Genomic DNA, 22,812 nt, shown 5'->3' with positions numbered 1-22,812 from the left:
CATGACCGGACTGTCCACCCTGCTGATCGTCGTCGGCCTCTTCCTCGCCGGCGGCGTCTATTCCTTCGTCAAGCAGCAGATGCCCAAGAGCCTCATCGTGCTGCTCTCCATCGGCGCCGCGATGTGCCTCGTCGCCGGCGTCATGCGGCTGGAGGTGTGGAGTTGAGCACCGCGAGCAAGAAGGTCGTGGTCTTCGACTACGGCTTCGGCAACGTCCGTTCCGCCGAGCGCGCCCTCGCGCGCACCGGGGCCGACGTCGAGATCACCCGTGACTTCGACACCGCGATGAACGCCGACGGGCTGCTGGTGCCGGGCGTCGGCGCCTTCGCCGCCTGCATGAAGGGCCTGCGCGAGGCGCGCGGCGACTGGATCGTGGACCGCCGGCTGTCCGGCGGGCGCCCGGTCATGGGCATCTGCGTCGGCATGCAGATCCTGTTCGCGCGCGGCATCGAGCACGGCGTGGAGACCGAGGGCCTCGACGAGTGGCCCGGCGCGGTCGAGCCGCTGCAGGCGGAGATCGTCCCGCACATGGGCTGGAACACCGTCGACGCGCCCGCCGACTCCGAGCTCTTCGCCGGCCTGGACGCCGACGCCCGGTTCTACTTCGTGCACTCCTACGCCGTCCACGACTGGTCCCTGGAGGCGCACAACCCGGCGATGCGGGCGCCCAAGGTGACCTGGTCGACGCACGGCAAGCCGTTCGTGGCCGCCGTGGAGAACGGCGCCCTGTGGGCCACCCAGTTCCACCCCGAGAAGTCCGGCGACGCCGGAGCCCAGCTCCTCACCAACTGGATCGGAACCCTGTGAGCAAGCTCGAACTCCTCCCCGCCGTCGACGTCCGCGACGGCCAGGCCGTCCGCCTCGTCCACGGCGAGTCCGGCACCGAGACCTCCTACGGCTCCCCGCTGGAGGCCGCCCTCGCCTGGCAGCGGTCCGGCGCCGAGTGGCTGCACCTGGTCGACCTCGACGCCGCGTTCGGCACGGGGGACAACCGCGAGCTGATCGCGGAGGTCGCCAAGGCGATGGACATCAAGGTGGAGCTGTCCGGCGGCATCCGCGACGACGACACCCTCGCCGCCGCCCTCGCCACCGGCTGCACCCGGGTCAACCTGGGCACGGCCGCCCTGGAGACCCCCGAGTGGGTCGCCAAGGTCATCGCCGACCACGGCGACAAGATCGCCGTCGGTCTCGACGTACGCGGCACGACCCTGCGCGGCCGGGGCTGGACCCGCGACGGCGGAGACCTCTACGAGACGCTGGAGCGCCTCAACGCGGAGGGCTGCGCGCGGTACGTCGTCACCGACATCGCCAAGGACGGCACCCTCCAGGGACCGAACCTGGAGCTGCTGAAGAACGTGTGCGCCGCGACCGACCGCCCCGTGGTGGCCTCCGGCGGCGTGTCGTCCCTCGACGACCTGCGCGCCATCGCCGAACTCGTGCCGCTCGGCGTCGAGGGGTCGATCGTCGGCAAGGCGCTCTACGCGAAGGCGTTCACCCTGGAAGAGGCCCTTGAGGCGGTGGCCAAGTGAGCGATCTGCGACGCGTCACCACCGGCGCGCCCTGGGAGGACACCTTCGGGTACTCCCGAGCCGTGGAACTGCCGAGCGGCCTGGTGCTCGTCTCCGGATGCACCTCGATAGTGGACGGCCAGATCGCCGGAGGCGGTCCGTACGAGCAGACCGTCAACGCCTTCAACGTCGCCCTGTCGGCCCTGGGGGAGCTGGGCCTCGGGCGTGACGACGTGGTGCGCACGCGCATGTACCTCACCCACGCGCGGGACGTGGAGGAGGTCGGACGCGCGCACAAGGAGCTGTTCGACGCCGTCCGCCCCGCCGCATCGATGATCATCGTCTCCGGCTTGGTGGACCCGAGCCTGGTCGTCGAGGTCGAGGTGGAGGCATTCCGAGGAGCCCCCGCATGACCCTGGCCGTACGAGTCATCCCCTGCCTGGACGTCGACAACGGCCGGGTCGTCAAGGGCGTCAACTTCCAGAACCTGCGCGACGCGGGCGACCCCGTCGAGATGGCCAAGGTGTACGACGCCGAGGGCGCCGACGAGCTGACGTTCCTGGACATCACCGCCTCGTCGGGCAACCGCGAGACCACCTACGACGTGGTGCGCCGCACCGCCGAGCAGGTGTTCATCCCGCTCACCGTCGGCGGCGGGGTGCGCACCCCGGAGGACGTCGACAAGCTGCTGCGGGCCGGCGCGGACAAGGTCGGCGTCAACACCGCGGCGATCACCCGCCCGGACCTGATCCGCGAGATCGCCGAGCGCTTCGGCAGCCAGGTGCTGGTCCTCTCGGTCGACGCCCGCCGCACCGCCTCCGGCTCCTTCGAGGTGACCACCCACGGCGGCCGCAAGGGCACCGGCATCGACGCCGTCGAGTGGGCGCACCGGGCGGCCGAACTGGGCGCGGGCGAGATCCTGCTGAACTCGATGGACGCCGACGGCACGAAGGACGGCTACGACCTGGAGATGATCGCCGCCGTCCGCAAGCACGTCACCCTCCCGGTGATCGCCTCCGGCGGCGCCGGCCGCCTCACCGACTTCCCCCCGGCCGTCGAAGCGGGCGCGGACGCGGTCCTGGCGGCGTCGGTCTTCCACTTCGGCGACCTCCGCATCAACGAGGTCAAGCAGTCCCTCCGCGAAGCGGGCCACCCGATCCGCTGACCCCCACGAGCAAGCCCCGGCCACCTGGTGACCGGGGCTTACTCATGGACGGCGACCGCCTCCCAGCCGGCCGACCAGGTCGAAGAAGCCGTTTCCCTCGTCAGAAGAGAGGTCCCCTCGTGGTGTCCACGGTCACCGCTCCGGGCGAGCCGGTCGGCGGACGGCCCGCTCATCGGGACGGCAACGTGTTGCGCTGGGTCGGCGCCTACACGGCCTCCATGGTCGGGGACGGCGTGTACTACCTCGCTCTTTCCTGGGCGGCGGTGCAGCAGGGGACGCCCGCCGAGGCCGGGCTGGTGATGACGGTCAGTGCCGTGCCCCGGGCGCTGCTCCTGCCGGGCGGGGGAGTGATCGTCGACCGGCTGGGGCCGCGCAGGGTCGTCATCGGCAGCGACGCCCTGCGGTGCGCGGCCGTGCTCGCCGTCGCCGCGCTGATGTTCCTCGCCAGCCCCGGGCTGTGGCTCCTCGCGCTGCTCGCCCTGGTGTTCGGGGCCGTCGACGCCTTGTTCCTGCCCGCCGTGGGCGCGCTGCCGGCGCGGCTCACCGGCAAGGGGCAGCTCGCCCGGGTACAGGGCATGCGCGGGCTCGCGGTCCGCGCCGCCAACGTCGTCGGCGCCCCGCTCGGCGGCCTCGTCGTCGCGGTGGGCGGTGCGGCGGCCGCCTTCGCCGTCGCGGGCCTGCTGATCGCCGTGTCCCTGCCGCTGCTGGTGACCCTGCGGGTCGCGGGGCCGCCCCCGGACGAAGCGCCCGACGCCGGCGAACGACGCTCCACCGCCTGGCGCGACCTCTCGGGCGGCCTCGGATACGTCCGCCGGCATCCCGTCCTCGCGCCCCTGATGCTGGCCATCGCCCTCGGCGACCTGGGCTTCGTCGGCCCCCTCAACGTGGGTCTCACCCTGCTCGCCGACGAACGCGGCTGGGGCGCCGCCGGCATGGGCTGGATCCTCGCCGCGTTCGGCGCCGGCGCGGGCGGGGTCTCGCTGCTGCTGACCGTGCGCGGACGTGTGCCGCGTGCCGGCCTGGTCGCGGGCGCCGCCATCATCGCGGGCTCGGTGGCCATCGCCGCCCTGGCCCGGGTGCCGACCGTCGTCGGGGCCGTCGGGGCCGCGCTGGCGGTGGGACTCCTGGCCGGGCTCAGCGGGGCCCTGTGCGGGGCGCTGCTGCAGACCCAGTCCGACCCCGCCTTCCTCGGCCGCGTCACCGCCCTGTCCGGGCTGGTCAGCCTGGGCCTCGCCCCGCTGAGCATGCCGGTGTCCGCCGCCGCGGTCCAGGTCTGGGGCACCGGCCCGGTGTTCGCCGTCAGCGCGGCCGTCTGCGCGCTCGGCGGCGTCGTGGCCCTCGCCGTCCCCGCCCTGCGCCGCGCCGAACTCCCCGGCTAGACCCGGACAGCTACTCCTTCGGCTGGGCCAGCTGCACGAAGTTGCCGACCGTGTCGTCCAGAACGGCCGAGATCACCGGCCCCTGCTCCCGCGGCGTCTGCGCGAACCGGACGCCGAGGCCGCGCAGCCGCTCGTACTCCGCGTGGAGGTCGTCCACGGAGAAGACGATGCAGGGCAGCTCCGCCGCCCGCAGCGCCGCCCGGTACGGCTCCGCGATGGGCCCCTGGCCGGGCTCCAGCAGCAGCTGGAGATCCGGCTGGGCCCCCTCGGGCGCGCCCACGGTGACGAAGAGGGCGCCGCCGCCGAGATCCATGTGCATACGGGTCTCGAACCCCAGCACGCGCGTGTAGAACGCGTGCGCCTCGGCGACGTCGTCGACGTACACGCTCGTCATGGCGACCTTGATCACGGCTCGTCCTCTCAGATCCCGAGCTGCTTGCCGCCCCGCAGCCTGGTGATCGCCTCGTGGTCGCCGGCCAGGTCCACCTGGGCGGCGCCCTGCCGGCCGTACAGGAACAGCAGCAGCTCCGACGGCTCGCCGGTCGCCGTCACCACCGGCGTGCCGCGGTTGGCGACCGCCGTACGGCCGTCCGGGCGGCGCAGCACCAGCCCCGTCGCGGCCGAACGGCCCGTCAGCCGGGCCGTGCGCTCCAGCCGCGACCACAGCGCGTCCTGGAACACCGGGTCGAGCTCGCGCGCCGACCAGTCCGGCTGCGCGCGACGCACGTCCTCGGTGTGGACGTAGAACTCGACCGTGTTGGCCGCCTCGTCGACCTGCTTCAGCTGAAAGGGCGAGAACCGCGGCGGCCCGGTACGGATCAGCTGGATCAGCTCCGCGTACGGCTTGGCGACGAACTCCTCCATCGTCCTGTCCAGCCGGGACGCCAGCTGTTTGATGAGCAGACCCCCGGCGGCGTCCGGCCGCCGCTCGCGCACCACCACGTGTGCGGCCAGGTCACGGGTCTGCCAGCCCTCGCACAGGGTCGGCGCGGTGGGACCCGCGGTTTCCAAGAGGTCGGCGAGAAGGAGCCGTTCACGCTTGGCGAAAGTCGACATGCCGTCAGCCTACGACCGCGCGGCGGGTCCGCCCACCCGTCACCCCGGCCGGGGACCGGCCCGGGCGCCGCCGTGCCCATCCAGTGGACACCGGCCGGGGACTGTCACCGGCGCGCGGCACAATGGCCGCATGACCAGCACGCCCTCCCGCAGCAGCCTCGACCCGGAGATCGCCGCGCGCCTCAGGCGCAGCCCCGACGGGCTCGTCCCCGCCATCGCCCAGCAGTACGACACCGGTGAGGTGCTCATGCTCGGCTGGATGGACGACGAGGCGCTGCACCGCACCCTCACCACCGGCCGCTGCACCTACTGGTCCCGCAGCCGCCAGGAGTACTGGGTCAAGGGCGACACCTCCGGCCACTTCCAGTGGGTGAAGTCCGTCGCCCTCGACTGCGACGCCGACACCGTGCTGGTCCAGGTCGACCAGGTCGGCGCCGCCTGCCACACCGGCGACCGCACCTGCTTCGACGCCGACGTGCTCCTGCGGACCGCCGATTCCGGCGTCACCGCCCAGGATCAGTAAGGTCAGCCGCCATGGACCTCGAGACGTTCCGCAAGCTCGCCACCGACCGGCGGGTCATCCCGGTCACCCGCAAGCTCCTCGCCGACGGCGACACCCCCGTCGCGCTCTACCGCAAGCTCGCCGCCGAGCGCCCCGGCACCTTCCTGCTGGAGTCCGCGGAGAACGGCCGATCCTGGTCCCGGTACTCCTTCGTCGGCGTACGGTCCGCCGCCACCCTCACCGCCCGCGACGGCCAGGCGCACTGGCTCGGCGCGCCGCCCGTCGGCGTCCCCGTCGACGGCGACCCCCTCGCCGCCCTGCGCGCCACCATCGAGGCCCTGCACACCCCCCACCAGGAGGGCCTGCCGCCCTTCACCGGCGGCATGGTCGGCTACCTCGGCTACGACATCGTCCGCCGCCTGGAGAAGATCGGCCCCGGCGAACGCGACGACCTGCGGCTGCCCGAGCTGACCATGCTCCTCACCAGCGACCTCGCCGTCATGGACCACTGGGAGGGCTCGGTCCTGCTGATCGCCAACGCGATCAACCACAACGACCTCGACACCGGCGTCGACGAGGCCCACGCCGACGCGGTCGCCCGCCTCGACGCCATGGAGGCCGACCTCTCCCGCCCGGTCGCCCAGCCGCCCGCCGTCCTGCCGCCCTCCGAACTGCCCGAGTACACCGCCCTGTGGGGCGGCCCCGACTTCCAGGCGGCCGTCGAGGACGTCAAGGAGCGCATCCGCGCGGGCGAGGCCTTCCAGGTCGTCCCCTCCCAGCGCTTCGAGACGCCGTGCACGGCGAGCGCCCTGGACGTCTACCGGGTGCTGCGGGCCACCAACCCCTCCCCGTACATGTACCTGATCCGCCTCGACGGCTTCGACATCGTGGGCTCCAGCCCGGAAGCCCTGGTCAAGGTCGAGGACGGGCGGGCCATGGTCCACCCCATCGCCGGCACCCGGCACCGCGGGGCCACCCCGCAGGAGGACCAGGCCCTCGCCGACGAACTCCTCGCCGACCCCAAGGAGCGCGCCGAGCACCTCATGCTCGTCGACCTCGGCCGCAACGACCTCGGGCGGGTCTGCGAGCCCGGCTCGGTGGAGGTCGTCGACTTCATGTCCGTCGAGCGGTACTCCCACGTCATGCACATCGTCTCGACCGTCACCGGCAAGGTCGCGCCTGGCCGCACCGCCTTCGACGTCCTCACCGCCTGCTTCCCCGCCGGCACCCTCTCCGGCGCGCCCAAGCCCCGCGCCATGCAGATCATCGACGAACTGGAGCCCTCCCGGCGCGGCCTGTACGGCGGCTGCGTCGGCTACCTCGACTTCGCCGGCGACTCCGACACCGCCATCGCCATCCGCACCGCCCTGCTGCGCGACGGCACCGCCTACGTCCAGGCCGGCGCCGGGATCGTCGCCGACTCCGACCCGGTCGCCGAGGACCAGGAGTGCCGCAACAAGGCCGCCGCCGTCCTGCGCGCGGTGCACACCGCTAACCGGCTGGGGAAGTAGGCGCGGGGCAGGCGCGGCGGCAGGCCTGGGGGCAGGCGCGGAGGTAGGCGCTTTCCACGACGAGTGGGGTGCTTCTCACGCAACCCCGGGTGACGGAACGGGCGGGGTTCAGGCGATAGTGGGGTACGTGACTGCTGTTCCTCCCCCCCGATCCGAAGCCGCCCCCGCCCGGTCCGGCCGCCGGAGTCTCGCCCTCGCCCTGCTGTGCGGTGCGCTGGGCGCGGCCGTGACCCTGCTCGCCACCCGGCAGCGCTGGTCGCAGGGCACGGTGACGGTGCCCGGCGGCGACTTCTCCCTGACCGCCCAGGGCAGCGACGTCACCGGCGTCCCCGCCGCGCTCGCGATAGTGGGCCTCGCCGCGCTCGTCGCCGTCTTCGCCGTCCGCAGGGCCGGCCGCTTCGCGGTCGCCCTCCTGCTCGCGCTCTCCGGCGCCGGGATCGTCGCCGCCGCCCTGATCGGCGCCTCCGACAGCTCCGCGCTCGACGAGAAGGCCGCCCAGGCCTCCGGCGACACCTCCGCCACCGTCGCCTCCCTCACCCACACCGGCTGGCCCTACGCCGCCGCCGTGGGCGGCGCCCTGATCCTCCTGGCCGGACTGCTCGCCCTGCGCTACGGCAGCCTGTGGCCCGCCATGTCCGGCCGCTACGAGCGCGGCAACGCCCCCCGCCCGCGCCGCAGGACCCCGGCCGCCGCCGACCCGGACCGGCCCGAGGAGATCTGGAAGGCACTGGACCGCGGCGAGGACCCCACCGGCACGGGCCCCGCCTGAGACCGGCCGCCCCGCGGTCCCCGGTGTGGCGAATCAGACGCCCCGGGAACCGACCCCCGCATCCGCCACGCGCACGCGTACGGGACAATGGACGGCGAGCCTCCGGCTCGGACACGTGCCACACGTGCGAACCACAGACAGCAACGAGGAGCAAAGTCATGGCGGGCAGCAGCCACGGACACACCCCGGCCGCCTGGACCGGTGTCACCATCGCCTTCATCGGTTTCTGCGTCGCGGGCGCGTTCATGGTGATGGCCCAGCCGCTGGGCTTCTGGGCCGGCATGGTGATCGTCGTCCTCGGCGGCGTCGTCGGCGCCGTGATGCGCGCGATGGGCCTCGGCCAGCCCAAGGAGGTCCACCCGGTGCACAAGGTCGCGGCCCGCCCCGCCCCGGCCACCGCCGAGAGCTGATCCGGGCCCGCCGCAAGGACCCCTGAGGACCTGTGAGCCGCGATGAGGGGCGGCCGGTGAGCGACCGGCCGCCCCTCCCGCGTGTGCGCGACCCGGCGGCCGGGCCGTCCCTCACGCGCGCGTGCCCTCCGGGCGGGGCACAATGCCAGGCGTGACCGCCGACAGCCGCAGCGTGACACCGCCGCCCCCGCCGCTCCCCGCGACGCCCCCGCCCCGGGGGTCCGTCCTCGGACGGCTGGCCGTGCCCGCCGCCCTCCTCGCGGCCGTCGCCGCCGCCTTCGCCTACGTCGGGGCCGTCGACCCCAACGAGCCCGGCCACTACCCGGTCTGCCCGCTCCTGCGGTTCACCGGCCTGTACTGCCCCGGCTGCGGAGGCCTGCGCGGCGCGCACGCCCTCGTCCACGGCGACCTCGTGAGCGCCCTGCACGCCAACGCGCTCGCCGTGGCCGCCTACCCGCTCCTCGCCGCGCTGTGGACCGTCTGGGTGGTCCGCGCGGCCCGCGGACGCCCCGTCCGTCTCGACCTCCGTCCGGCGCACCAGTGGGCGCTGGGCGCGGCGCTCGTGGTCTTCACGATTGTCCGGAACCTGCCGTTCGGCGGCTGGCTGCATCCGTGATCGCCGGACGAAAGTCCAGGTGGTGGGACCGCTGTCAAGCGGATGTGAGGCCTTCGCGTTCCTCCGGATACCATCGCAGTGGCCAAGGGGCTTCCACTGGTCGCCCGAACTGTCACCCGTCTGGAAGGGGGCCGCTCGCGTGAGTGTGCTCGACGAGATCATCGACGGAGTCCGTGCCGACCTCGCGGAGCGGCAGGCGCGCGTCAGCCTCGACGAGCTCAAGGAGCGCGCGGCGAAGGCTCCCGCCGCCAAGGACGGGGTCGCCGCGCTCAGGGGCGACGGCGTCAAGGTGATCTGCGAGGTCAAGCGCTCCAGCCCGTCCAAGGGCGCGCTGGCCGCGATCGCCGACCCGGCCGCACTGGCCGCCGACTACGAGGCGGGCGGCGCGGCCGTCATCTCCGTCCTCACCGAGCAGCGCCGCTTCGGCGGCTCGCTGGCCGACCTCGAGGCGGTCCGCGCGCGCGTGGACATCCCCGTGCTGCGCAAGGACTTCATCGTCACCTCGTACCAGCTGTGGGAGGCCCGCGCCTACGGCGCCGACCTCGCGCTGCTGATCGTGGCCGCCCTCGACCAGCCGGCCCTGGAGTCGCTGATCGAGCGCGCCGTCTCCATCGGCCTCACCCCGCTCGTCGAGGTCCACGACGAGGACGAGGTCGAGCGCGCGGTGGACGCGGGCGCCAAGGTGATCGGCGTCAACGCGCGCAACCTGAAGACGCTGGAGGTCGACCGGGGCACCTTCGACCGGGTCGCCCCCGAGATCCCCGACCACATCGTCAAGGTCGCCGAGTCCGGCGTCCGCGGCCCGCACGACCTCATCGCGTACGCCAACGCCGGCGCCGACGCGGTCCTGGTCGGCGAGTCCCTCGTCACCGGCCGCGACCCCAGGACGGCGGTCGCCGACCTGGTCGCCGCGGGCGAGCACCCGGCACTGCGGCACGGCCGCGGCTGAGCATTCGCTAGGCTTGCCCCCGATGACACCGACGACCCCCGTGACCACGACGGACCGGTACGCCCGCCTCGCGCGCGGCTGCCGCCCGCGAGGCTGCCGCGCCCCGGCCCGCCGGGTGCACGGCCGCAGGGTCAGATACGTCATCGGAGACGAACCGGGACAGGTGAACGGCCGTCGATGGCAGCGCGCCCTTTAGGGGCGCGGGGAACTGCGCGACAAGCCACACTCGGCCCGCAGCCGAATGACAAGCCCCGCCCCCACGGCGATCAGTGTCTTTCACACGCACTCACCGTGAGGTTTCCGCATGCCCAGCGAGTTCTTCGTTCCCGACCCCGAGGGTCGGGTCCCCACCGCCGAAGGCTACTTCGGCGCCTTCGGCGGCAAGTTCATCCCGGAGGCCCTCGTCGCCGCCGTGGACGAGGTCGCCGTCGAGTACGACAAGGCCAAGGCCGACCCCGAGTTCGCCCGCGAACTCGACGACCTGCTCGTCCACTACACCGGCCGCCCCAGCGCCCTCACCGAGGTGCCCCGGTTCGCCGAACACGCCGGTGGCGCACGGGTCTTCCTGAAGCGGGAAGACCTCAACCACACCGGCTCCCACAAGATCAACAACGTGCTCGGCCAGGCCCTGCTCACCAAGCGCATGGGCAAGACCCGTGTGATCGCCGAGACCGGCGCGGGACAGCACGGCGTCGCCACGGCGACCGCCTGCGCGCTGTTCGGCCTGGACTGCACCATCTACATGGGCGAGATCGACACGCAGCGCCAGGCCCTCAACGTGGCCCGGATGCGCATGCTGGGCGCCGAGGTCGTCGCGGTGAAGTCCGGCAGCCGCACCCTCAAGGACGCCATCAACGAGGCCTTCCGCGACTGGGTCGCCAACGTCGACCGCACCCACTACCTGTTCGGCACCGTCGCCGGCCCGCACCCCTTCCCGGCCATGGTCCGTGACTTCCACCGCGTCATCGGCGTCGAGGCCCGCCGCCAGCTCCTCGAACGCGCCGGACGCCTCCCCGACGCGGCCGTCGCCTGCGTCGGCGGCGGTTCCAACGCCATCGGCCTCTTCCACGCCTTCATCCCCGACACCGGCGTACGCCTCATCGGCTGCGAGCCTGCCGGACACGGCGTGGAGACCGGCGAGCACGCGGCCACCCTCACCGCGGGTGAGCCCGGCATCCTCCACGGCTCCCGCTCCTACGTCCTTCAGGACGACGAGGGCCAGATCACCGAGCCGTACTCCATCTCCGCCGGACTGGACTACCCGGGGATCGGCCCCGAGCACTCCTACCTCAAGGACTCCGGCCGCGGCGAGTACCGCGCGGTCACCGACGACGCCGCCATGCAGGCGCTGCGCCTGCTGTCGCGCACCGAGGGCATCATCCCGGCCATCGAGAGCGCCCACGCGCTGGCCGGCGCCCTGGAGGTCGGCAAAGAGCTGGGCCCGGACGGGCTGATCGTCGTCAACCTCTCCGGCCGCGGCGACAAGGACATGGACACCGCCGCCCGCTACTTCGGCCTGTACGACACCGACGCGGAGGTCGCCGACGACGCCTCCGGCACCGCCGAGATCGAGGGGGACGCCAAGTGAGCGGCAACATCCAGCTGTTGACGGAGACCCTCGCCGCCGCCAAGGCCGAGGGCCGCTCCGCCCTCATCGCCTACCTCCCGGCCGGTTTCCCGACCGTGGACGGCGGCATCGAGGCGATCAAGGCCGTCTTCGACGGCGGCGCCGACGTCGTCGAGGTCGGTCTGCCGCACAGCGACCCCGTCCTGGACGGCCCGGTCATCCAGACCGCCGACGACATCGCCCTGCGCGGCGGCGTCAGGATCGCCGACGTGATGCGCACGGTCCGCGAGGCCCACGCGGCCACCGGCAAGCCGGTGCTCGTCATGACGTACTGGAACCCCATCGACCGCTACGGCGTCGAGCGGTTCACCGCCGAGCTCGCCGAGGCGGGCGGGGCCGGGGCGATCCTGCCCGACCTGCCCGTGCAGGAGGCGGCGCTGTGGCGGGAGCACGCCGAGAAGCACGGCCTGGCGACGGTCTTCGTCGTGGCGCCCAGCAGCAAGGACGAGCGGCTCGCGCAGATCACCGCGGCGGGCAGCGGCTTCGTCTACGCGGCCTCGCTGATGGGCGTCACCGGCACCCGTGAGTCGGTCGGCGCGCAGGCCCAGGACCTCGTCGAACGCACCCGGGCCACCGGCAGCGGCCTGCCCGTCTGCGTCGGCCTCGGCGTCTCCGACGCGGCACAGGCCCGCGAGGTCGCCGGCTTCGCCGACGGCGTGATCGTCGGCTCGGCCTTCGTCAAGCGGATGCTGGACGCCCCGGACGACGCGGCCGGCCTCGAAGCGGTGCGCGCGCTCGCCGGCGACCTGGCCAAGGGCGTGCGCGGCCAGGCGTGACGTAGGGGCATCCGCAACGGAAATCGCCTCGTTCGCTCACTCGAACGGGTGGACATGGGGCCGGGGAGGCGCGCAGCGCCTCCCCGGTTCGTTTCCGGGGTGTGAGCGAGAAGAATCGTGAAGGGAAGCGCACCGCCAGGGAGCGGCTGGCGGTCGAGCGCGAGAAGCAGAAGGCCGGGGAGCGGCGGCGCCGGACGCTGATCGTCACCGCGAGCGTGGTGTGCGTGCTGGGCCTGGCGGCGGTGATCGGCGTGGTCGCGGCGAACGCCGGCAAGGACGACGGCCGGGACAGCGCGGGCCCGGTCGTGGCGCCCTCGGGCGCCCAGGGCAAGGACGCACTGGCGATCCCGGTCGGCCCGGACGACGCCAAGGCCACGCTCACCGTGTGGGAGGACTTCCGCTGCCCCGCCTGCAAGGGCTTCGAGAACAACTACCGCTCGACGGTCCACGAACTGACCGAGGCCGGCAAGCTCAAGGCGGAGTACCACCTGGTCACCCTCATCGACGGCAACATGGGCGGCACCGGCTCCAGGAACGCCGCCAACGCCGCCGCCTGCGCCCAGGACGCCGGGAAGTTCCCCGCCTACCACGACGTGCTGTTCCGCAACCAGCCGCCCGAGACCGACGACGCCTACGCCGACAACAGCGAGCTGATCAAGCTGGCCGGCAAGGTCGACGGCCTCGACACGCCCGCGTTCCGCACCTGCGTCGAGGACGGCAAGCACAACAGCTGGGTCGTGAAGTCCAACGAGGCCTTCCAGAAGGGCGGCTTCAGCGGCACCCCCACCGTGCTGTTCAACGGCAAGAACATCTACGCGGACCAGTCGATGACGCCCGCGAAGCTCAAGAAGATGGTGGAGGAGGCGGACCAGGGCTGAGGGAGGTCCTCCCGCCCGCCTGTTACGCAGCCGTAGCCGGGCTGGCTGCCGTGCGCCCGGCCCGGCACGGTAGCGTCGACCCTGCCATGGAACTTGCCTACATTCCCAGCCCGTCGCGCGGAGTGCTGTACCTCGGCCCCGTCCCGCTGCGCGGCTACGCGTTCTGCATCATCATCGGCGTCTTCGTCGCGGTCTGGCTCGGCAACAGGCGCTGGATCGCCCGGGGCGGGCGGGCCGGCACGGTGGCCGACATCGCGGTCTGGGCCGTGCCCTTCGGCCTGGTCGGCGGCCGGCTCTACCACGTGATCACGGACTACGAGCTGTACTTCAGCGAGGGCCGTGACTGGGTGGACGCCTTCAAGATCTGGGAGGGCGGCCTCGGAATCTGGGGCGCGATCGCGCTCGGCGCGGTGGGCGCGTGGATCGGCTGCCGCAGCCGGGGCATCCCGCTGCCCGCCTACGCCGACGCCATCGCGCCCGGCATCGCCCTCGCCCAGGCCATCGGCCGCTGGGGCAACTGGTTCAACCAGGAGCTCTACGGGCGTGAGACGGACCTGCCGTGGGCCCTGCACATCACCTCCGCAGCGGACGGCCGGGTGCCGGGGTACTACCACCCGACGTTCCTGTACGAGTCGCTGTGGTGCGTCGGCGTCGCCCTCGTGGTCATCTGGGCCGACCGCCGCTTCAAGCTCGGCCACGGACGGGCGTTCGCGCTGTACGTCGCCGCGTACTGCGTAGGCCGCTTCTGGATCGAGTACATGCGCGTCGACGACGCCCACCACATCCTCGGTCTGCGGCTCAACAACTGGACCGCGATGATCGTGTTCCTGCTCGCGGTGGTCTACCTCGTGGTGTCGGCGAAGAAGCGCCCGGGCCGCGAGGAGATCGTGGAGCCCGAGGCCGCCTCCGACGGCGAGACGGCCGGGGACGGCGAGGCCGAGAAGGAAGACAAGGCCGGGAAGGCCGAGAAGGCGGACAAGAGCGAGAAGGCCGACAAGGTCGCTTCTTCTGACTCCCCCGGCGAGGCGAAAGAGCTGAAGTCCGGGACCGGGGCCAAGACGAAGACCGGGACCGACGCCAAGGCTGAGACCGAAGCCGAAACCGAAGCCGAAACGCAAGCCGAGGCCAAGGACAAGGCCGGCACCGGAACCGAGGCCGAGTCCGCCGGCAAGAAGAGCTGACAGCCGCTCGGCTCGCTGAACAGGGCCGGCTGACGCGGTACGACGGTGAGGGCGCCCGGGGTCTCCGGGCGCCCTCACCGCGTGTCGGGCCGGGGTTCAGCCGCTGCGGGCCAGGGACAGCGTCCGCTGGGCCGCGGCCACCACCGCCGCGTCGATGAAGCGGCCGTCCGGGAGGGCCTGGGCTCCCTGCTCGGTCGCCGCCGCCTTCACGATCGTCTCCGCCTCCTCCAGCTCCCGCTGCGTCGGCAGATAGGCCCGCTCGATGATCGGCAGCTGACGGGGGTGGATCGCGGCGCGGCCCAGGAAGCCGAGAGTGCGGCCACGGGCGCAGGAGGCCGCCAGGCCCTCCAGGTCACGGGTGTCGGGGTGGACGGACTGCGGCGGCGGGGGCAGACCGGCGGCCCGGGCGGCGACGATCACACGGGAGCGGCACCAGTCGAGCCCCGCGTCCTCCCGTACGCCCAGGTCGGCCCGTAGATCCGCCTCGCCGAGCGCGATGCCGCGCAGGGCGGGGTGGGCGCAGGCCACGGCGTGAGCGTGCTCGATGCCGAGAGCCGTCTCCACCAGGGCGAACAGCGGGGGCGCGCCGCCGCCCGAGGGGGCGGTCGCCTCCGCGATCCGGGTGATCTGCCCCGGCGAGGTCACCTTCGGCAGCCGCAGCCCCGAGACTCCGGGCAGTCCCGCCACCGCCGCGAGGTCGGCCGGGGCCAGCGGGCCGTCCAGGGCGTTGATCCGGACGTGGACCGGGACCGGCGGCGCGTCCGCGAGGAGTTCGGCGGTCGCCGCGCGGGCGTACTCCTTGCGGTCCGGGGCGACCGCGTCCTCCAGGTCGATCACGACGACGTCCGCGCCGCAGCCGAGGGCCTTGGCGACGACGTGCGGGCGGTCCCCGGGGGCGTAGAGCCAGGTGAGCGGGAAGGTCACAGGGCGCCCTCCGCGCGCAGGGAGGCCAGGTCGGCGGGGGTGAGGCCGGCCTCGGCGAGGACGGTCTCGGTGTCCGCGCCGTGCGGGCGGCCGGCCCAGCGGATCGAGCCGGGCGTCGAGGAGAGCCGGAAGAGGACGTTCTGCATGCGGATCGGGCCCAGTTCGGGATCGTCGACGGTGGTGAGCGTGTCCAGGGCCTGGTACTGCGGGTCCGTCATCACGTCCCGGACGTCCTGGACCGGGGCGACGGCCGCCTCCGCCTTTTCGAAGGCGGCCAGGACGTCGATGACGGTGTTCGAGGCGATCCAGCGGCCGACCGCCTCGTCGAGGACGTCGGCGTGGGCGGCCCGGCCGGCGCCCGTGGTGAACCACGGCTCGTCGATCAGGTCGGGGCGGCCGACCAGCCGCATGACACGCTCGGCGACCGACTGCGCCGACGTCGACACGGCGACCCAGCCGCCGTCCACCGTGCGGTAGGTGTTGCGCGGGGCGTTGTTGGCGGACCGGTTGCCGGTGCGCTCCTGGACGTAGCCCAGCTGGTCGTACCAGAGGGGCTGGGGGCCGAGGACGGTCAGGATCGGCTCGATGATCGCCATGTCGACGACCTGCCCCTCGCCGGTGCGGTCGCGGGCGGCGAGCGCCGTCATCACGGCGTACGCCGTCGCCAGGGCCGCGATGGAGTCGGCGAGGCCGAACGGCGGCAGGGTCGGCGGCGCGTCCGGTTCGCCGGTGATCGCGGCGAAGCCGCTCATCGCCTCGGCGAGGGTGCCGAAGCCGGGGCGGTGGGCGTAGGGGCCGAACTGGCCGAAGGCGGTGACCCGGGTGAGGATCAGCCGCGGGTTGACGGCCGACAGCTCCTCCCAGCCGAGGTCCCACTTCTCCAGGGTCCCGGGACGGAAGTTCTCGATGATCACGTCCGCGGTGGCGGCGAGGCGCAGCAGGGCGGCCCGGCCGCCCGGCCGGGACAGGTTCAGCGTGATCGCGCGCTTGTTGCGGCCGAGGAGCTTCCACCACAGTCCGACGCCGTCCTTGGCCGGGCCGTGCCCCCGGGAGGGGTCGGGCTTGTCCGGGTGCTCGACCTTGACGACCTCGGCGCCGAAGTCGCCGAGCATGGTGGCCGCGAGGGGGCCGGCGAAGAGGGTGGCCAGGTCCAGGACGCGCAGGCCGTGCAGCGGGGCCGGCGCCGGGGACGCGGTGGCCGTCCGGGTTCCGGTCATGAGGCGTGCTGCTTGTCGATCTCGGATCGGTAGGGCATCGACGCCGACGCTCCCCACCGCTGGACCGACAGTGCCGCGGCGGCCGCCGCCCACGTGAGCGCCTCCCGGACGGGACGCTCCTCGCCGAGGGCCACGGCGAGGGCGCCGACGAAGGTGTCGCCCGCGCCGGTGGAGTCCACGGCGGTGACGTGGGGCGCGGGGACGGTCAGCGGTTCGGCGCCGCGGGTCGCGTACAGGCAGCCGGAGGCGCCGAGGGTGACGACGACCTCCGGGACGCTGTCCAGGAGGGCGAGGGCGGCCTCACGCGGGTCGATACGGCCGGTGAGGATGGTGGCCTCGTGCTCGTTGGGCACCAACAGGTCGGCGGTGTCGAGGAGTTCGGGGGGCAGGTGCTGGGCGGGTGCGGGCGTGAGGACGGTCCGCACGCCGTGGGCGCGGGCCGCCTGCGCGCCGGCTACGACGGCCGCGAGGGGGATCTCCAGCTGGAGCAGCAGCGCGTCGGCGGAGGCGATGAGGGCCTCGTCGCCGGGCACGAGGTGGTCGACGGTGCCGTTCGCGCCGGGGACGACGACGATCGCGTTGCCGCCCTCGTCGTCGACGACGATGTGCGCGGTGCCGGAGGGGCCCTCCACCGTGCGCAGGTGGTCGGTGCCGACGCCGGAGTGCTCCAGGGTGGAGCGCAGCCGGGAGCCGAAGGCGTCGTTGCCGACGGCGCCGATCATCGAGACGGTGGCGCCCGCGTGGGCTGCGGCGATCGCCTGGTTGGCGCCCTTGCCGCCGGGGACCGTGCGGAACTCCCGCCCGGTGACGGTCTCCCCGCGCTGCGGGGGCTTCGCGACGTAGGCGACGAGGTCCATGTTGGTGCTGCCGAGCACGACGATGTCGGTCATGGGCGTGCGACCTCCCGGTGGGTGAGGTGGGCGAGGGTGTCGAAGCCGGCGCCGTCGAAGCCGCCGACCGAGGTGGCGAGGCGGTTCTTCAGGGGTGCCGTCCAGCGGTCGGGGAGGGCGGCGGGGTCGCCGGCGAGGAGCGCGGCGACCGAGCCGGCGGTGGCCCCGTTGGAGTCGGTGTCCCAGCCGCCCGCGACCGCTCGGGTGATGGAGCCGGTGAAGTCCCCGTCGGCGTGGGTGAGGGCGGCGGCGATCAGGGCGGTGTTGGGGACGGCGTGGACCCAGTGGTGGGTCGCGCCGTACACGGTGTGGAGTTCGTCCACGACGGTGTCGAAGTCGTCGTGGGTCCGGGCGAGCCGGACGGCGTGGGTGACGGCGCGGGCCAGCCGGGAGCGGGGCGGTACGACGGTGAGGCCGGCGGCGAGGCAGGCGTGGACGTCGTGCGCGCCGGTCGCGGCGGTGGCGATGGCGGCGGCCGTGAACATGGCGGCGTAGACGCCGTTGGCGGTGTGGGTGAGGGTGGCGTCGCGGTGCGCCTGTTCCGCAGCGGCGGCCGGGTCGCCGGGGTTGGTCCAGCCGTGCATGTCGGCGCGGATGAGGGCGCCGATCCACTCGCGGAAGGGGTTGCGGTGGCGGGCGGTGCGCGGGGGTTCGACGCCGCACAGCAGGTTGCGGTAGGCGAGGCGTTCGGCGGTGAAGGCGCGGCCTGCGGGTAGTTCGTCCAGCCAGAGCCGGGCGACGTCGGCGGTGGTGAAGGCGTGGCCGTGGCGTTGCAGCAGGAGCAGGTTGAGCAGGGGGTAGTCGAGGTCGTCGTCCTCGGGCATGCCGTCGATGTTCTCGGCGAGGGACGTGGCGGCCGAGCGGCGGTTCCAGGGATGCGCGGCGAGCAGGTCGGCCGGGACGCCCCGGGCGGTGAAGTACCCGTTCAGCGGCCAGTTCCCGGTGGACCTCGCGAGGGCGCGGATGCCGTCGAGGGGCAGCTTCTCCACCGGTTTGCCGAGGAGGCAGCCGACGGCCCGGCCGAGCCAGGCGGCTTCCAGGGCGGCGGGCGTGACGGCCGGGGCGGGGGCCGCGGCGGCCGGGCGGGGCCAGTGCGGGCAGAGGCGCCGGACGCCGTCCAGGTCGGTGGGCTCGTCCTCCGCCGTGGCGGCGGGCAGGTCGGCCAGTTCGTCCAGGAGGTCCTCCGCGAGCAGCCGGAGGTAGGGGGAGGCGGGCTCGGGGGAGGCGCCGGCCCGGGCCGGGGGATCCCAGCCGCCGGCCCTCTTCCAGCGGGCCGCGACGGCGGCGACGGCCGAGGCGTTGCGGCCGTCCTGGGCGGCCTGCCGGAGCTCGTGGCCGAGGAGGTCCTCCGGCTGGGCCCAGGTCAGTCGGAGCATCGCGTGCCTCCGAGGGAGGCGAAGGCGCTCTCGTGTGCCCGGCGGGCGCGGACGTCACGGGCGAAGACCTCCCGGGCGACCTCGGTGAGCGTGCGGGCCGGTTCCCACAGGTCCAGCCGGCTCGCCTCCGCGACCCGCTTGGACCACTCGTCCGGGACGGGGGAGCCCAGGGCGCCGGCCATCGCGCCGGCCATGGTCGCGATCGAGTCGCAGTCGCGGCCGTAGTTCACCGCGCCCAGGACGGCGTGCCGGTAGTCGCCGCCGGCGACCACCAGCATGCCCAGCGCCACGGGGAGTTCCTCGATCGCGCGCACACGTGAGGGACGGCGGGCGTCCGGAGCAGGGGACCTGTAGTCGGGGCCCACCGTGTCGTAGGGGGCGACGGCCGCACGCAGCGGGGCCAGGGCGGACTCGAAGTCGGTGTACCGGGCCGCCGTCTCGCACACCGTCTCGATCGCCGTCCGGGTGCCGTCCTTCGCCAGGGCCAGACACGTCGTCACCACCGAGTCCGGCGTCGCCCCCGGAGCCGATGCCGCCGCGACCGCCGCCGCGAGGACGCCGGCCGCCTCCCTGCCGTACGACGACTGGTGGGCGCCCGCGAGGTCGATCGCCTCGGCGTACGCGGCCGCCGGGTTCGCGGCGTTGACCAGGCCGACGGGGGCCGTGTACATCGCCGCCCCGCAGTTGACGATGTTGCCGACGCCCGCCTCGCGGGGGTCGACGTGGCCGTAGTGCAGCCGTGCCACCAGCCACTTCTCCGCCAGGAAGATCCGGTGCAGCGGGAGTGCCTCCGCCTCCAGCTCCGGGATCCAGCGCGGGTTCGTCATCAGGTCGGGGACCAGGTGGTCGGCGAGCGCGTACGCGTCGAGGTGGTCGCGGACCGTGGCGTAGACGCGGACCAGCGCGTGCGTCATCAACGTGTCGTCGGTGACGTGCCCGTCGCCCTTGTGGTAGGGGGCGACGGGGCGGGCCGTGCGCCAGTCGTCGCCGTGCCAGGGGCCGACGACGCCGTGGACGCGGCCGCCGTGCCGCTGGAGGATCTGGTCGGGGGAGTAGCCCTCGACGGGACCGCCGAGGGCGTCGCCGACGGCCGCGCCGACGAGGGCGCCGGCGACGCGCTCCTCCAGCGCCGGGCCGGGACCGCGGGGCCCGCCGGGGGGTGCTTCGGGTGGCGCTTCGGGTGGCGCTTCGGGTGGTGTGCGGTATGTTCTCCGGTTTTCGGGGGTCATGGCCCGAATCATCCCTCCGGCGGGGCCGGTCGCGTGGTTTCCAGGAGCCCGGCGAGTTCCACGAGGTCGGTGTCGGTGAGGCGGGGGAGCGCGCAGCCGGAGAGGGTGCGGCAGGCCGCACGCCAGGAGTCGGGGATCGCGGCGGCGCCGCCCAGCGCGCCGGTGAGCGCGCCCGCGAGGGCGGGGGCGGAGTCCGCCACCCGCGACAGACAGGCCGCCGCCGGCACCGCCTCGGCGATCCGGCCGTCGGCGGCGAGAGTGAGGGCGAGGGCGACCGGGACGGTCTCGGCGGCCGCGACGCCGTAGCTGTACACGTGGTCGACGATCTGGTGTTCCAGCAGCGGCACCAGCGCGAAGGCGCTCTCCGCGCGGTGCGCGAGCTCCAGCGCGTGGCGGGCGTTGCGGCCGATCTCCGTCTCCTCGGGCAGCTCGGCGAGGGCGGCCGTCACGCACTCCAGCGTCCGCGCGCCGGCCAGGGCGAGCGCGAGCGCCGCCGCCATCGCCCGGGCGCCGTGCACGCCGTCGCCGTCCTGGGTGTACCGGGCGTCGAACTCGGCGAGGTCGGCGGCCCGTCGCGGGTCGCCGGGGTGGGCCACGGCGAGCACGCACGCGCGTACGCAGGCGGCGTCGTCGAAGTAGTGCGGGTTGTCGTGCCCGGTCGCGGGCGGGCGCAGACCGGTGGCCAGATTGCCGAGCCCGGCCCGTACGGAGATGCGGGCACGCAGGGGCAGTACGGCCGACTCGGCCTCCGGGGCGCGCTCGGCCGCGGCGGCGACCTCGGCGGCGAGGGCGTTCCAGGTGAGGTCGATGGCGGCGCGCATCCGGCGGTCCCGGCTGAGGTCTCCCAGGGCGATGTCGTCGCCGGCGCGCAGGACGGCCTCGGCGGCGAAGGCCGCCCATTCGGCGTCGTCGGAGGGGCCGAGGCGGAGGGGCTCGGGGGACTGGTTGAGGGCGATGGGGACGGGGAGTGTGGTCGTCGCGTTCTGCTCGGCGAAGGTGTCGAGCTCGCGGGTGAGGCGGCGGGTCCACTCCGGCATGCGGGCGGCTCGGTGGCGGGCGGCGGGCCATCCGGCGGCGTCGCCTGCGGCCAGGCCCAGGAGGAGGCCCTCGGTGCGGGGGCCCTGGCGGGGGGCGGGCGGCTTTCCGGCCTCGGCTTCGCCTTCGGCCGGGCGGTGTTTCCCACCCGCACCGCCCGTGCGGCTCTCGTCGCCGGGCGCGGGTGGCCCCTGCGGGCCGCCCCCACCGTCGGCGACCGCGAGTCCGTGGGGCTGCGGCGGGGGTGCGGCTTCGTTCGGCGGTGCGGTGGGTGCGGCTTCGTCGCGCGGTGATGGGGGTGCGGCTTCGTTTGGCTGGGCGGTGGGTGCGGCTTTGTCAGGTCGTGCCGGGGGTGCTGCTTCATCGGGCTGGGCGACGGGTGGGGGGCTGTTCGGCGGTGCTGTGAGTGCGGCGTCGACCGACTGCGCGGCGGGTGCGGTGTCGTCCGGCGGTGCCGTGAGCTTGGCGTGGTCCGGCGGTGCTCCGGGTGTGGCTTTGTCTGGTGCCCCGGGTGTGGCCTTCTCCGGTGGTGCCCCGGATGTGGCCTTCTCCGGTGGTGCCCCGGATGTGGCCTTCTCCGGCGGTGCCCCGGGTGTGGCCCTCTCCGGCGGTGCTCCGGATGTGGTCCTCTCCGGTGGTGGCGCCGCTGAGGGTTCGGTGGGGTGTGTCGCCGGTGGGGTGGTTTCGGTCCAGGGGGCCGGGGGGGTCATGAGAGGGCCTCCGCCTTGTGGGGGGCGGGGGTGGAGCCGGTGGTGTCCCATCGGCGGTCCTCGTCGGGGATCAGCAGTTCCGCCACGTCCAGGATGTGGTGGCCCGCCATGGAGGGCAGGCACGTGCCGCGCGCCGGGCCGATGGGCGCCGCCCACTCGGGCGGGATCGCCGAGACACCCTGGGTCGCCCCGGCCAGCGCGCCCGCCACCGCAGCCGTGGTGTCGGCGTCGCGGCCCATGTTCACGGCCGTCAGCACGGCGTCCCGGAAGTCGCCGTCCGCCGCCGCGTACGCGCCGAAGGCGAGCGCCACGGCCTCGGGGGCCAGGTCGGTCCACGGGTATCCGCCGATCACGACGGCCGAGCGGACCGCCCGTTCGCCGCGATGGGCGACCGTGACCGCGCGGCGCAGGGAGCGGGCCGTCCAGGAGTCCTCGGGGACGACGGCCAGCGCGGCGGCGACGACGGCGACAGGGGAGGCGCCCGCCATCGCCGCCGCGACGCCCGCCGCGACCGCCTGCCCGCCGTGGATGCCCTCGCCGTCGTGGCTGACCGAGCCGTCGACGGCGACGAGCCGGGCCGCCTCGGCGGGGCGGCCGGCCGCGAAGACGCCGAAAGGCGCCGCGCGCATGGCGAGGCCGTCGCTCCAGGCGTGCCGGTGCTGCGCGGAGACGGGCGCGGCCAGCCCCCGGCGCAGGTTCTCCAGGGTGCCGCGCTCACTGAAGCCCGCCCCGCGGAAGGGCCCCTCGGCGCGGCCGGCGATCCACTGGTGCCAGGCCGCCTCCACATGCGCGGGGGTGAGCGCCGAGCCGTGCCGGGCCAGCAGCAGCCCCGAGAAGATCGCGTACTCGGTGTCGTCCGTGCCGGCCGGCTTCTCGGCGACGTACCCCGTGACGCGGCCCCAGCGGGCGCGGATCTGCGAGGGCCTCATGTTCTCGGCCGGTGCTCCGAGGGCGTCTCCGACGGCGAGGCCGAGCAGCGCGCCGCGGGCCCGTTCGCGCAGTCCGACGGCGTCCCCCGGCGCCGTCACCGAGGTGATGCAGGCGGTCGATGCCATACGGGGCCTCTCCTGAGGGGGCTGCGCACGGGCGCGGAGCCCTTTGCGG

Annotated in this window: 25 protein-coding genes and 1 pseudogene; 17 read left to right on the top strand and 9 right to left on the bottom strand. The window is 74.1% G+C overall.

The features are described 5' to 3' along the window. The first annotated feature begins 1 nt into the window (after nucleotide 1). The 6 genes from ACFYXA_RS14190 (at nucleotide 2) to ACFYXA_RS14165 (ending at nucleotide 4,052) form a co-directional block, all read left to right on the top strand. The gene (locus ACFYXA_RS14190; protein ID WP_165430299.1) at nucleotides 2–166 is read left to right on the top strand and encodes a hypothetical protein; all 165 of its coding nucleotides are present in this window, start codon (nucleotides 2–4) and stop codon (nucleotides 164–166) included. Next, complete coding sequence (gene hisH / locus ACFYXA_RS14185; protein ID WP_130437572.1) at nucleotides 157–807, top strand: imidazole glycerol phosphate synthase subunit HisH; 651 nt, start codon at nucleotides 157–159, stop codon at nucleotides 805–807. Before ACFYXA_RS14190 ends, hisH begins: the two co-directional genes overlap by 10 nt. Beyond that, complete coding sequence (gene priA / locus ACFYXA_RS14180) at nucleotides 804–1,529, top strand: bifunctional 1-(5-phosphoribosyl)-5-((5-phosphoribosylamino)methylideneamino)imidazole-4-carboxamide isomerase/phosphoribosylanthranilate isomerase PriA (RefSeq protein ID WP_389032293.1); 726 nt, start codon at nucleotides 804–806, stop codon at nucleotides 1,527–1,529. Before hisH ends, priA begins: the two co-directional genes overlap by 4 nt. Then, the gene (locus ACFYXA_RS14175) at nucleotides 1,526–1,921 is read left to right on the top strand and encodes a RidA family protein (protein WP_351093140.1); all 396 of its coding nucleotides are present in this window, start codon (nucleotides 1,526–1,528) and stop codon (nucleotides 1,919–1,921) included. Before priA ends, ACFYXA_RS14175 begins: the two co-directional genes overlap by 4 nt. Further along, the gene (hisF, locus tag ACFYXA_RS14170; protein ID WP_389032288.1) at nucleotides 1,918–2,673 is read left to right on the top strand and encodes an imidazole glycerol phosphate synthase subunit HisF; all 756 of its coding nucleotides are present in this window, start codon (nucleotides 1,918–1,920) and stop codon (nucleotides 2,671–2,673) included. The genes ACFYXA_RS14175 and hisF overlap by 4 nt, the downstream gene beginning before the upstream one ends. A gap of 119 nt (nucleotides 2,674–2,792) precedes the next feature. Next, nucleotides 2,793–4,052, top strand: coding sequence for an MFS transporter (locus tag ACFYXA_RS14165; RefSeq protein ID WP_389032285.1), 1,260 nt, complete (start codon nucleotides 2,793–2,795; stop codon nucleotides 4,050–4,052). 10 nt (nucleotides 4,053–4,062) lie between these two features. On the opposite strand, the gene ACFYXA_RS14160 is transcribed toward ACFYXA_RS14165, so the two are convergent. Together ACFYXA_RS14160 and ACFYXA_RS14155 are read right to left on the bottom strand one after the other, a co-directional pair. Continuing rightward, the gene (locus ACFYXA_RS14160; protein ID WP_389032282.1) at nucleotides 4,063–4,461 is read right to left on the bottom strand and encodes a VOC family protein; all 399 of its coding nucleotides are present in this window, start codon (nucleotides 4,459–4,461) and stop codon (nucleotides 4,063–4,065) included. An 11-nt stretch (nucleotides 4,462–4,472) separates the two neighbouring features. After that, complete coding sequence (locus ACFYXA_RS14155; RefSeq protein WP_352246270.1) at nucleotides 4,473–5,108, bottom strand: TIGR03085 family metal-binding protein; 636 nt, start codon at nucleotides 5,106–5,108, stop codon at nucleotides 4,473–4,475. A 130-nt stretch (nucleotides 5,109–5,238) separates the two neighbouring features. On the opposite strand from ACFYXA_RS14155, the gene hisI reads away from it, so the two are divergent. From hisI to lgt, 11 genes are all read left to right on the top strand, one after another. Next, nucleotides 5,239–5,631 carry a phosphoribosyl-AMP cyclohydrolase gene (hisI, locus tag ACFYXA_RS14150; RefSeq protein WP_389032278.1) on the top strand — a complete coding sequence of 131 codons (393 nt, stop codon included), beginning with the start codon at nucleotides 5,239–5,241 and terminating at the stop codon, nucleotides 5,629–5,631. A gap of 11 nt (nucleotides 5,632–5,642) precedes the next feature. Next, entirely contained in the window at nucleotides 5,643–7,121 is a 1,479-nt protein-coding gene (locus ACFYXA_RS14145) for an anthranilate synthase component I (RefSeq protein WP_352246269.1), read from the top strand. A gap of 118 nt (nucleotides 7,122–7,239) precedes the next feature. Beyond that, entirely contained in the window at nucleotides 7,240–7,890 is a 651-nt protein-coding gene (locus tag ACFYXA_RS14140; protein WP_389032273.1) for a TIGR02234 family membrane protein, read from the top strand. Between the two features lie 158 nt (nucleotides 7,891–8,048). After that, nucleotides 8,049–8,300: an HGxxPAAW family protein gene (locus ACFYXA_RS14135; RefSeq protein WP_130437258.1), complete on the top strand. Its 252-nt coding sequence runs from the start codon at nucleotides 8,049–8,051 to the stop codon at nucleotides 8,298–8,300. A 142-nt stretch (nucleotides 8,301–8,442) separates the two neighbouring features. After that, on the top strand, nucleotides 8,443–8,916 hold the full coding sequence (locus tag ACFYXA_RS14130; protein ID WP_389032269.1) for a DUF2752 domain-containing protein: 474 nt from the start codon (nucleotides 8,443–8,445) through the stop codon (nucleotides 8,914–8,916). Between the two features lie 139 nt (nucleotides 8,917–9,055). Then, nucleotides 9,056–9,865, top strand: a complete 810-nt coding sequence (gene trpC, locus ACFYXA_RS14125) for an indole-3-glycerol phosphate synthase TrpC (protein ID WP_351093124.1) — start codon at nucleotides 9,056–9,058, stop codon at nucleotides 9,863–9,865. A 22-nt stretch (nucleotides 9,866–9,887) separates the two neighbouring features. Continuing rightward, complete coding sequence (gene trpM / locus ACFYXA_RS14120) at nucleotides 9,888–10,061, top strand: tryptophan biosynthesis modulator TrpM (RefSeq protein WP_389032264.1); 174 nt, start codon at nucleotides 9,888–9,890, stop codon at nucleotides 10,059–10,061. Nucleotides 10,062–10,169: 108 nt separating this feature from the next. After that, complete coding sequence (gene trpB / locus ACFYXA_RS14115) at nucleotides 10,170–11,453, top strand: tryptophan synthase subunit beta (RefSeq protein ID WP_352246266.1); 1,284 nt, start codon at nucleotides 10,170–10,172, stop codon at nucleotides 11,451–11,453. Continuing rightward, the gene (gene trpA / locus ACFYXA_RS14110) at nucleotides 11,450–12,268 is read left to right on the top strand and encodes a tryptophan synthase subunit alpha (RefSeq protein ID WP_352246265.1); all 819 of its coding nucleotides are present in this window, start codon (nucleotides 11,450–11,452) and stop codon (nucleotides 12,266–12,268) included. Before trpB ends, trpA begins: the two co-directional genes overlap by 4 nt. Nucleotides 12,269–12,369: 101 nt before the next feature. Then, on the top strand, nucleotides 12,370–13,146 hold the full coding sequence (locus ACFYXA_RS14105) for a thioredoxin domain-containing protein (RefSeq protein ID WP_351093119.1): 777 nt from the start codon (nucleotides 12,370–12,372) through the stop codon (nucleotides 13,144–13,146). A gap of 86 nt (nucleotides 13,147–13,232) precedes the next feature. Next, nucleotides 13,233–14,327: a prolipoprotein diacylglyceryl transferase gene (gene lgt / locus ACFYXA_RS14100; protein ID WP_389032258.1), complete on the top strand. Its 1,095-nt coding sequence runs from the start codon at nucleotides 13,233–13,235 to the stop codon at nucleotides 14,325–14,327. 96 nt (nucleotides 14,328–14,423) lie between these two features. Here lgt and ACFYXA_RS14095 read toward each other — a convergent pair whose 3' ends face one another. The 7 genes and pseudogenes from ACFYXA_RS14095 to ACFYXA_RS14065 all read right to left on the bottom strand — a co-directional run bounded on the left by ACFYXA_RS14095 (nucleotide 14,424) and on the right by ACFYXA_RS14065 (nucleotide 22,763). Next, on the bottom strand, nucleotides 14,424–15,251 hold the full coding sequence (locus ACFYXA_RS14095) for a CoA ester lyase (protein WP_351093115.1): 828 nt from the start codon (nucleotides 15,249–15,251) through the stop codon (nucleotides 14,424–14,426). Continuing rightward, a complete protein-coding gene (locus ACFYXA_RS14090; RefSeq protein ID WP_352246262.1) occupies nucleotides 15,248–16,468 on the bottom strand; it encodes a CoA transferase in 1,221 nt (406 codons plus the stop codon). The genes ACFYXA_RS14095 and ACFYXA_RS14090 overlap by 4 nt, the downstream gene beginning before the upstream one ends. Beyond that, complete coding sequence (gene rbsK / locus ACFYXA_RS14085; protein WP_352246261.1) at nucleotides 16,465–17,358, bottom strand: ribokinase; 894 nt, start codon at nucleotides 17,356–17,358, stop codon at nucleotides 16,465–16,467. Before rbsK ends, ACFYXA_RS14090 begins: the two co-directional genes overlap by 4 nt. Next, a complete protein-coding gene (locus ACFYXA_RS14080; protein WP_389032252.1) occupies nucleotides 17,355–18,734 on the bottom strand; it encodes an ADP-ribosylglycohydrolase family protein in 1,380 nt (459 codons plus the stop codon). The genes rbsK and ACFYXA_RS14080 overlap by 4 nt, the downstream gene beginning before the upstream one ends. Continuing rightward, on the bottom strand, nucleotides 18,722–19,963 hold the full coding sequence (locus ACFYXA_RS14075) for an ADP-ribosylglycohydrolase family protein (protein WP_389032250.1): 1,242 nt from the start codon (nucleotides 19,961–19,963) through the stop codon (nucleotides 18,722–18,724). The genes ACFYXA_RS14080 and ACFYXA_RS14075 overlap by 13 nt, the downstream gene beginning before the upstream one ends. Nucleotides 19,964–19,971: 8 nt before the next feature. Continuing rightward, nucleotides 19,972–21,165: pseudogene (locus tag ACFYXA_RS14070) on the bottom strand (ADP-ribosylglycohydrolase family protein); the annotation flags it as partial. 539 nt (nucleotides 21,166–21,704) lie between these two features. Next, on the bottom strand, nucleotides 21,705–22,763 hold the full coding sequence (locus tag ACFYXA_RS14065) for an ADP-ribosylglycohydrolase family protein (RefSeq protein WP_130437270.1): 1,059 nt from the start codon (nucleotides 22,761–22,763) through the stop codon (nucleotides 21,705–21,707). Nucleotides 22,764–22,812 lie beyond the last annotated feature (49 nt).

The organism is Streptomyces sp. NPDC002566, from assembly GCF_042889585.1.
GTDB lineage: Bacteria > Actinomycetota > Actinomycetes > Streptomycetales > Streptomycetaceae > Streptomyces.
Note: the sequence above shows the minus strand (reverse complement) of the source record. Positions and strands in the feature narration are given on the sequence as shown.

Bases quoted from the DNA above. Each gene is read 5' to 3' on its own strand.
- ACFYXA_RS14190 (WP_165430299.1), top strand. From the start codon at position 2: ATGACCGGACTGTCCACCCTGCTGATCGTCGTCGGCCTCTTCCTCGCC.
- hisF (WP_389032288.1), top strand. From the start codon at position 1,918: ATGACCCTGGCCGTACGAGTCATCCCCTGCCTGGACGTCGACAACGGC.
- ACFYXA_RS14155 (WP_352246270.1), bottom strand. From the start codon at position 5,108: ATGTCGACTTTCGCCAAGCGTGAACGGCTCCTTCTCGCCGACCTCTTG.
- hisI (WP_389032278.1), top strand. From the start codon at position 5,239: ATGACCAGCACGCCCTCCCGCAGCAGCCTCGACCCGGAGATCGCCGCG.
- ACFYXA_RS14145 (WP_352246269.1), top strand. From the start codon at position 5,643: ATGGACCTCGAGACGTTCCGCAAGCTCGCCACCGACCGGCGGGTCATC.
- ACFYXA_RS14135 (WP_130437258.1), top strand. From the start codon at position 8,049: ATGGCGGGCAGCAGCCACGGACACACCCCGGCCGCCTGGACCGGTGTC.
- ACFYXA_RS14130 (WP_389032269.1), top strand. From the start codon at position 8,443: ATGCCAGGCGTGACCGCCGACAGCCGCAGCGTGACACCGCCGCCCCCG.
- trpM (WP_389032264.1), top strand. From the start codon at position 9,888: ATGACACCGACGACCCCCGTGACCACGACGGACCGGTACGCCCGCCTC.
- trpB (WP_352246266.1), top strand. From the start codon at position 10,170: ATGCCCAGCGAGTTCTTCGTTCCCGACCCCGAGGGTCGGGTCCCCACC.
- lgt (WP_389032258.1), top strand. From the start codon at position 13,233: ATGGAACTTGCCTACATTCCCAGCCCGTCGCGCGGAGTGCTGTACCTC.
- ACFYXA_RS14090 (WP_352246262.1), bottom strand. From the start codon at position 16,468: ATGACCGGAACCCGGACGGCCACCGCGTCCCCGGCGCCGGCCCCGCTG.
- rbsK (WP_352246261.1), bottom strand. From the start codon at position 17,358: ATGACCGACATCGTCGTGCTCGGCAGCACCAACATGGACCTCGTCGCC.
- ACFYXA_RS14080 (WP_389032252.1), bottom strand. From the start codon at position 18,734: ATGCTCCGACTGACCTGGGCCCAGCCGGAGGACCTCCTCGGCCACGAG.
- ACFYXA_RS14075 (WP_389032250.1), bottom strand. From the start codon at position 19,963: ATGACCCCCGAAAACCGGAGAACATACCGCACACCACCCGAAGCGCCA.
- ACFYXA_RS14065 (WP_130437270.1), bottom strand. From the start codon at position 22,763: ATGGCATCGACCGCCTGCATCACCTCGGTGACGGCGCCGGGGGACGCC.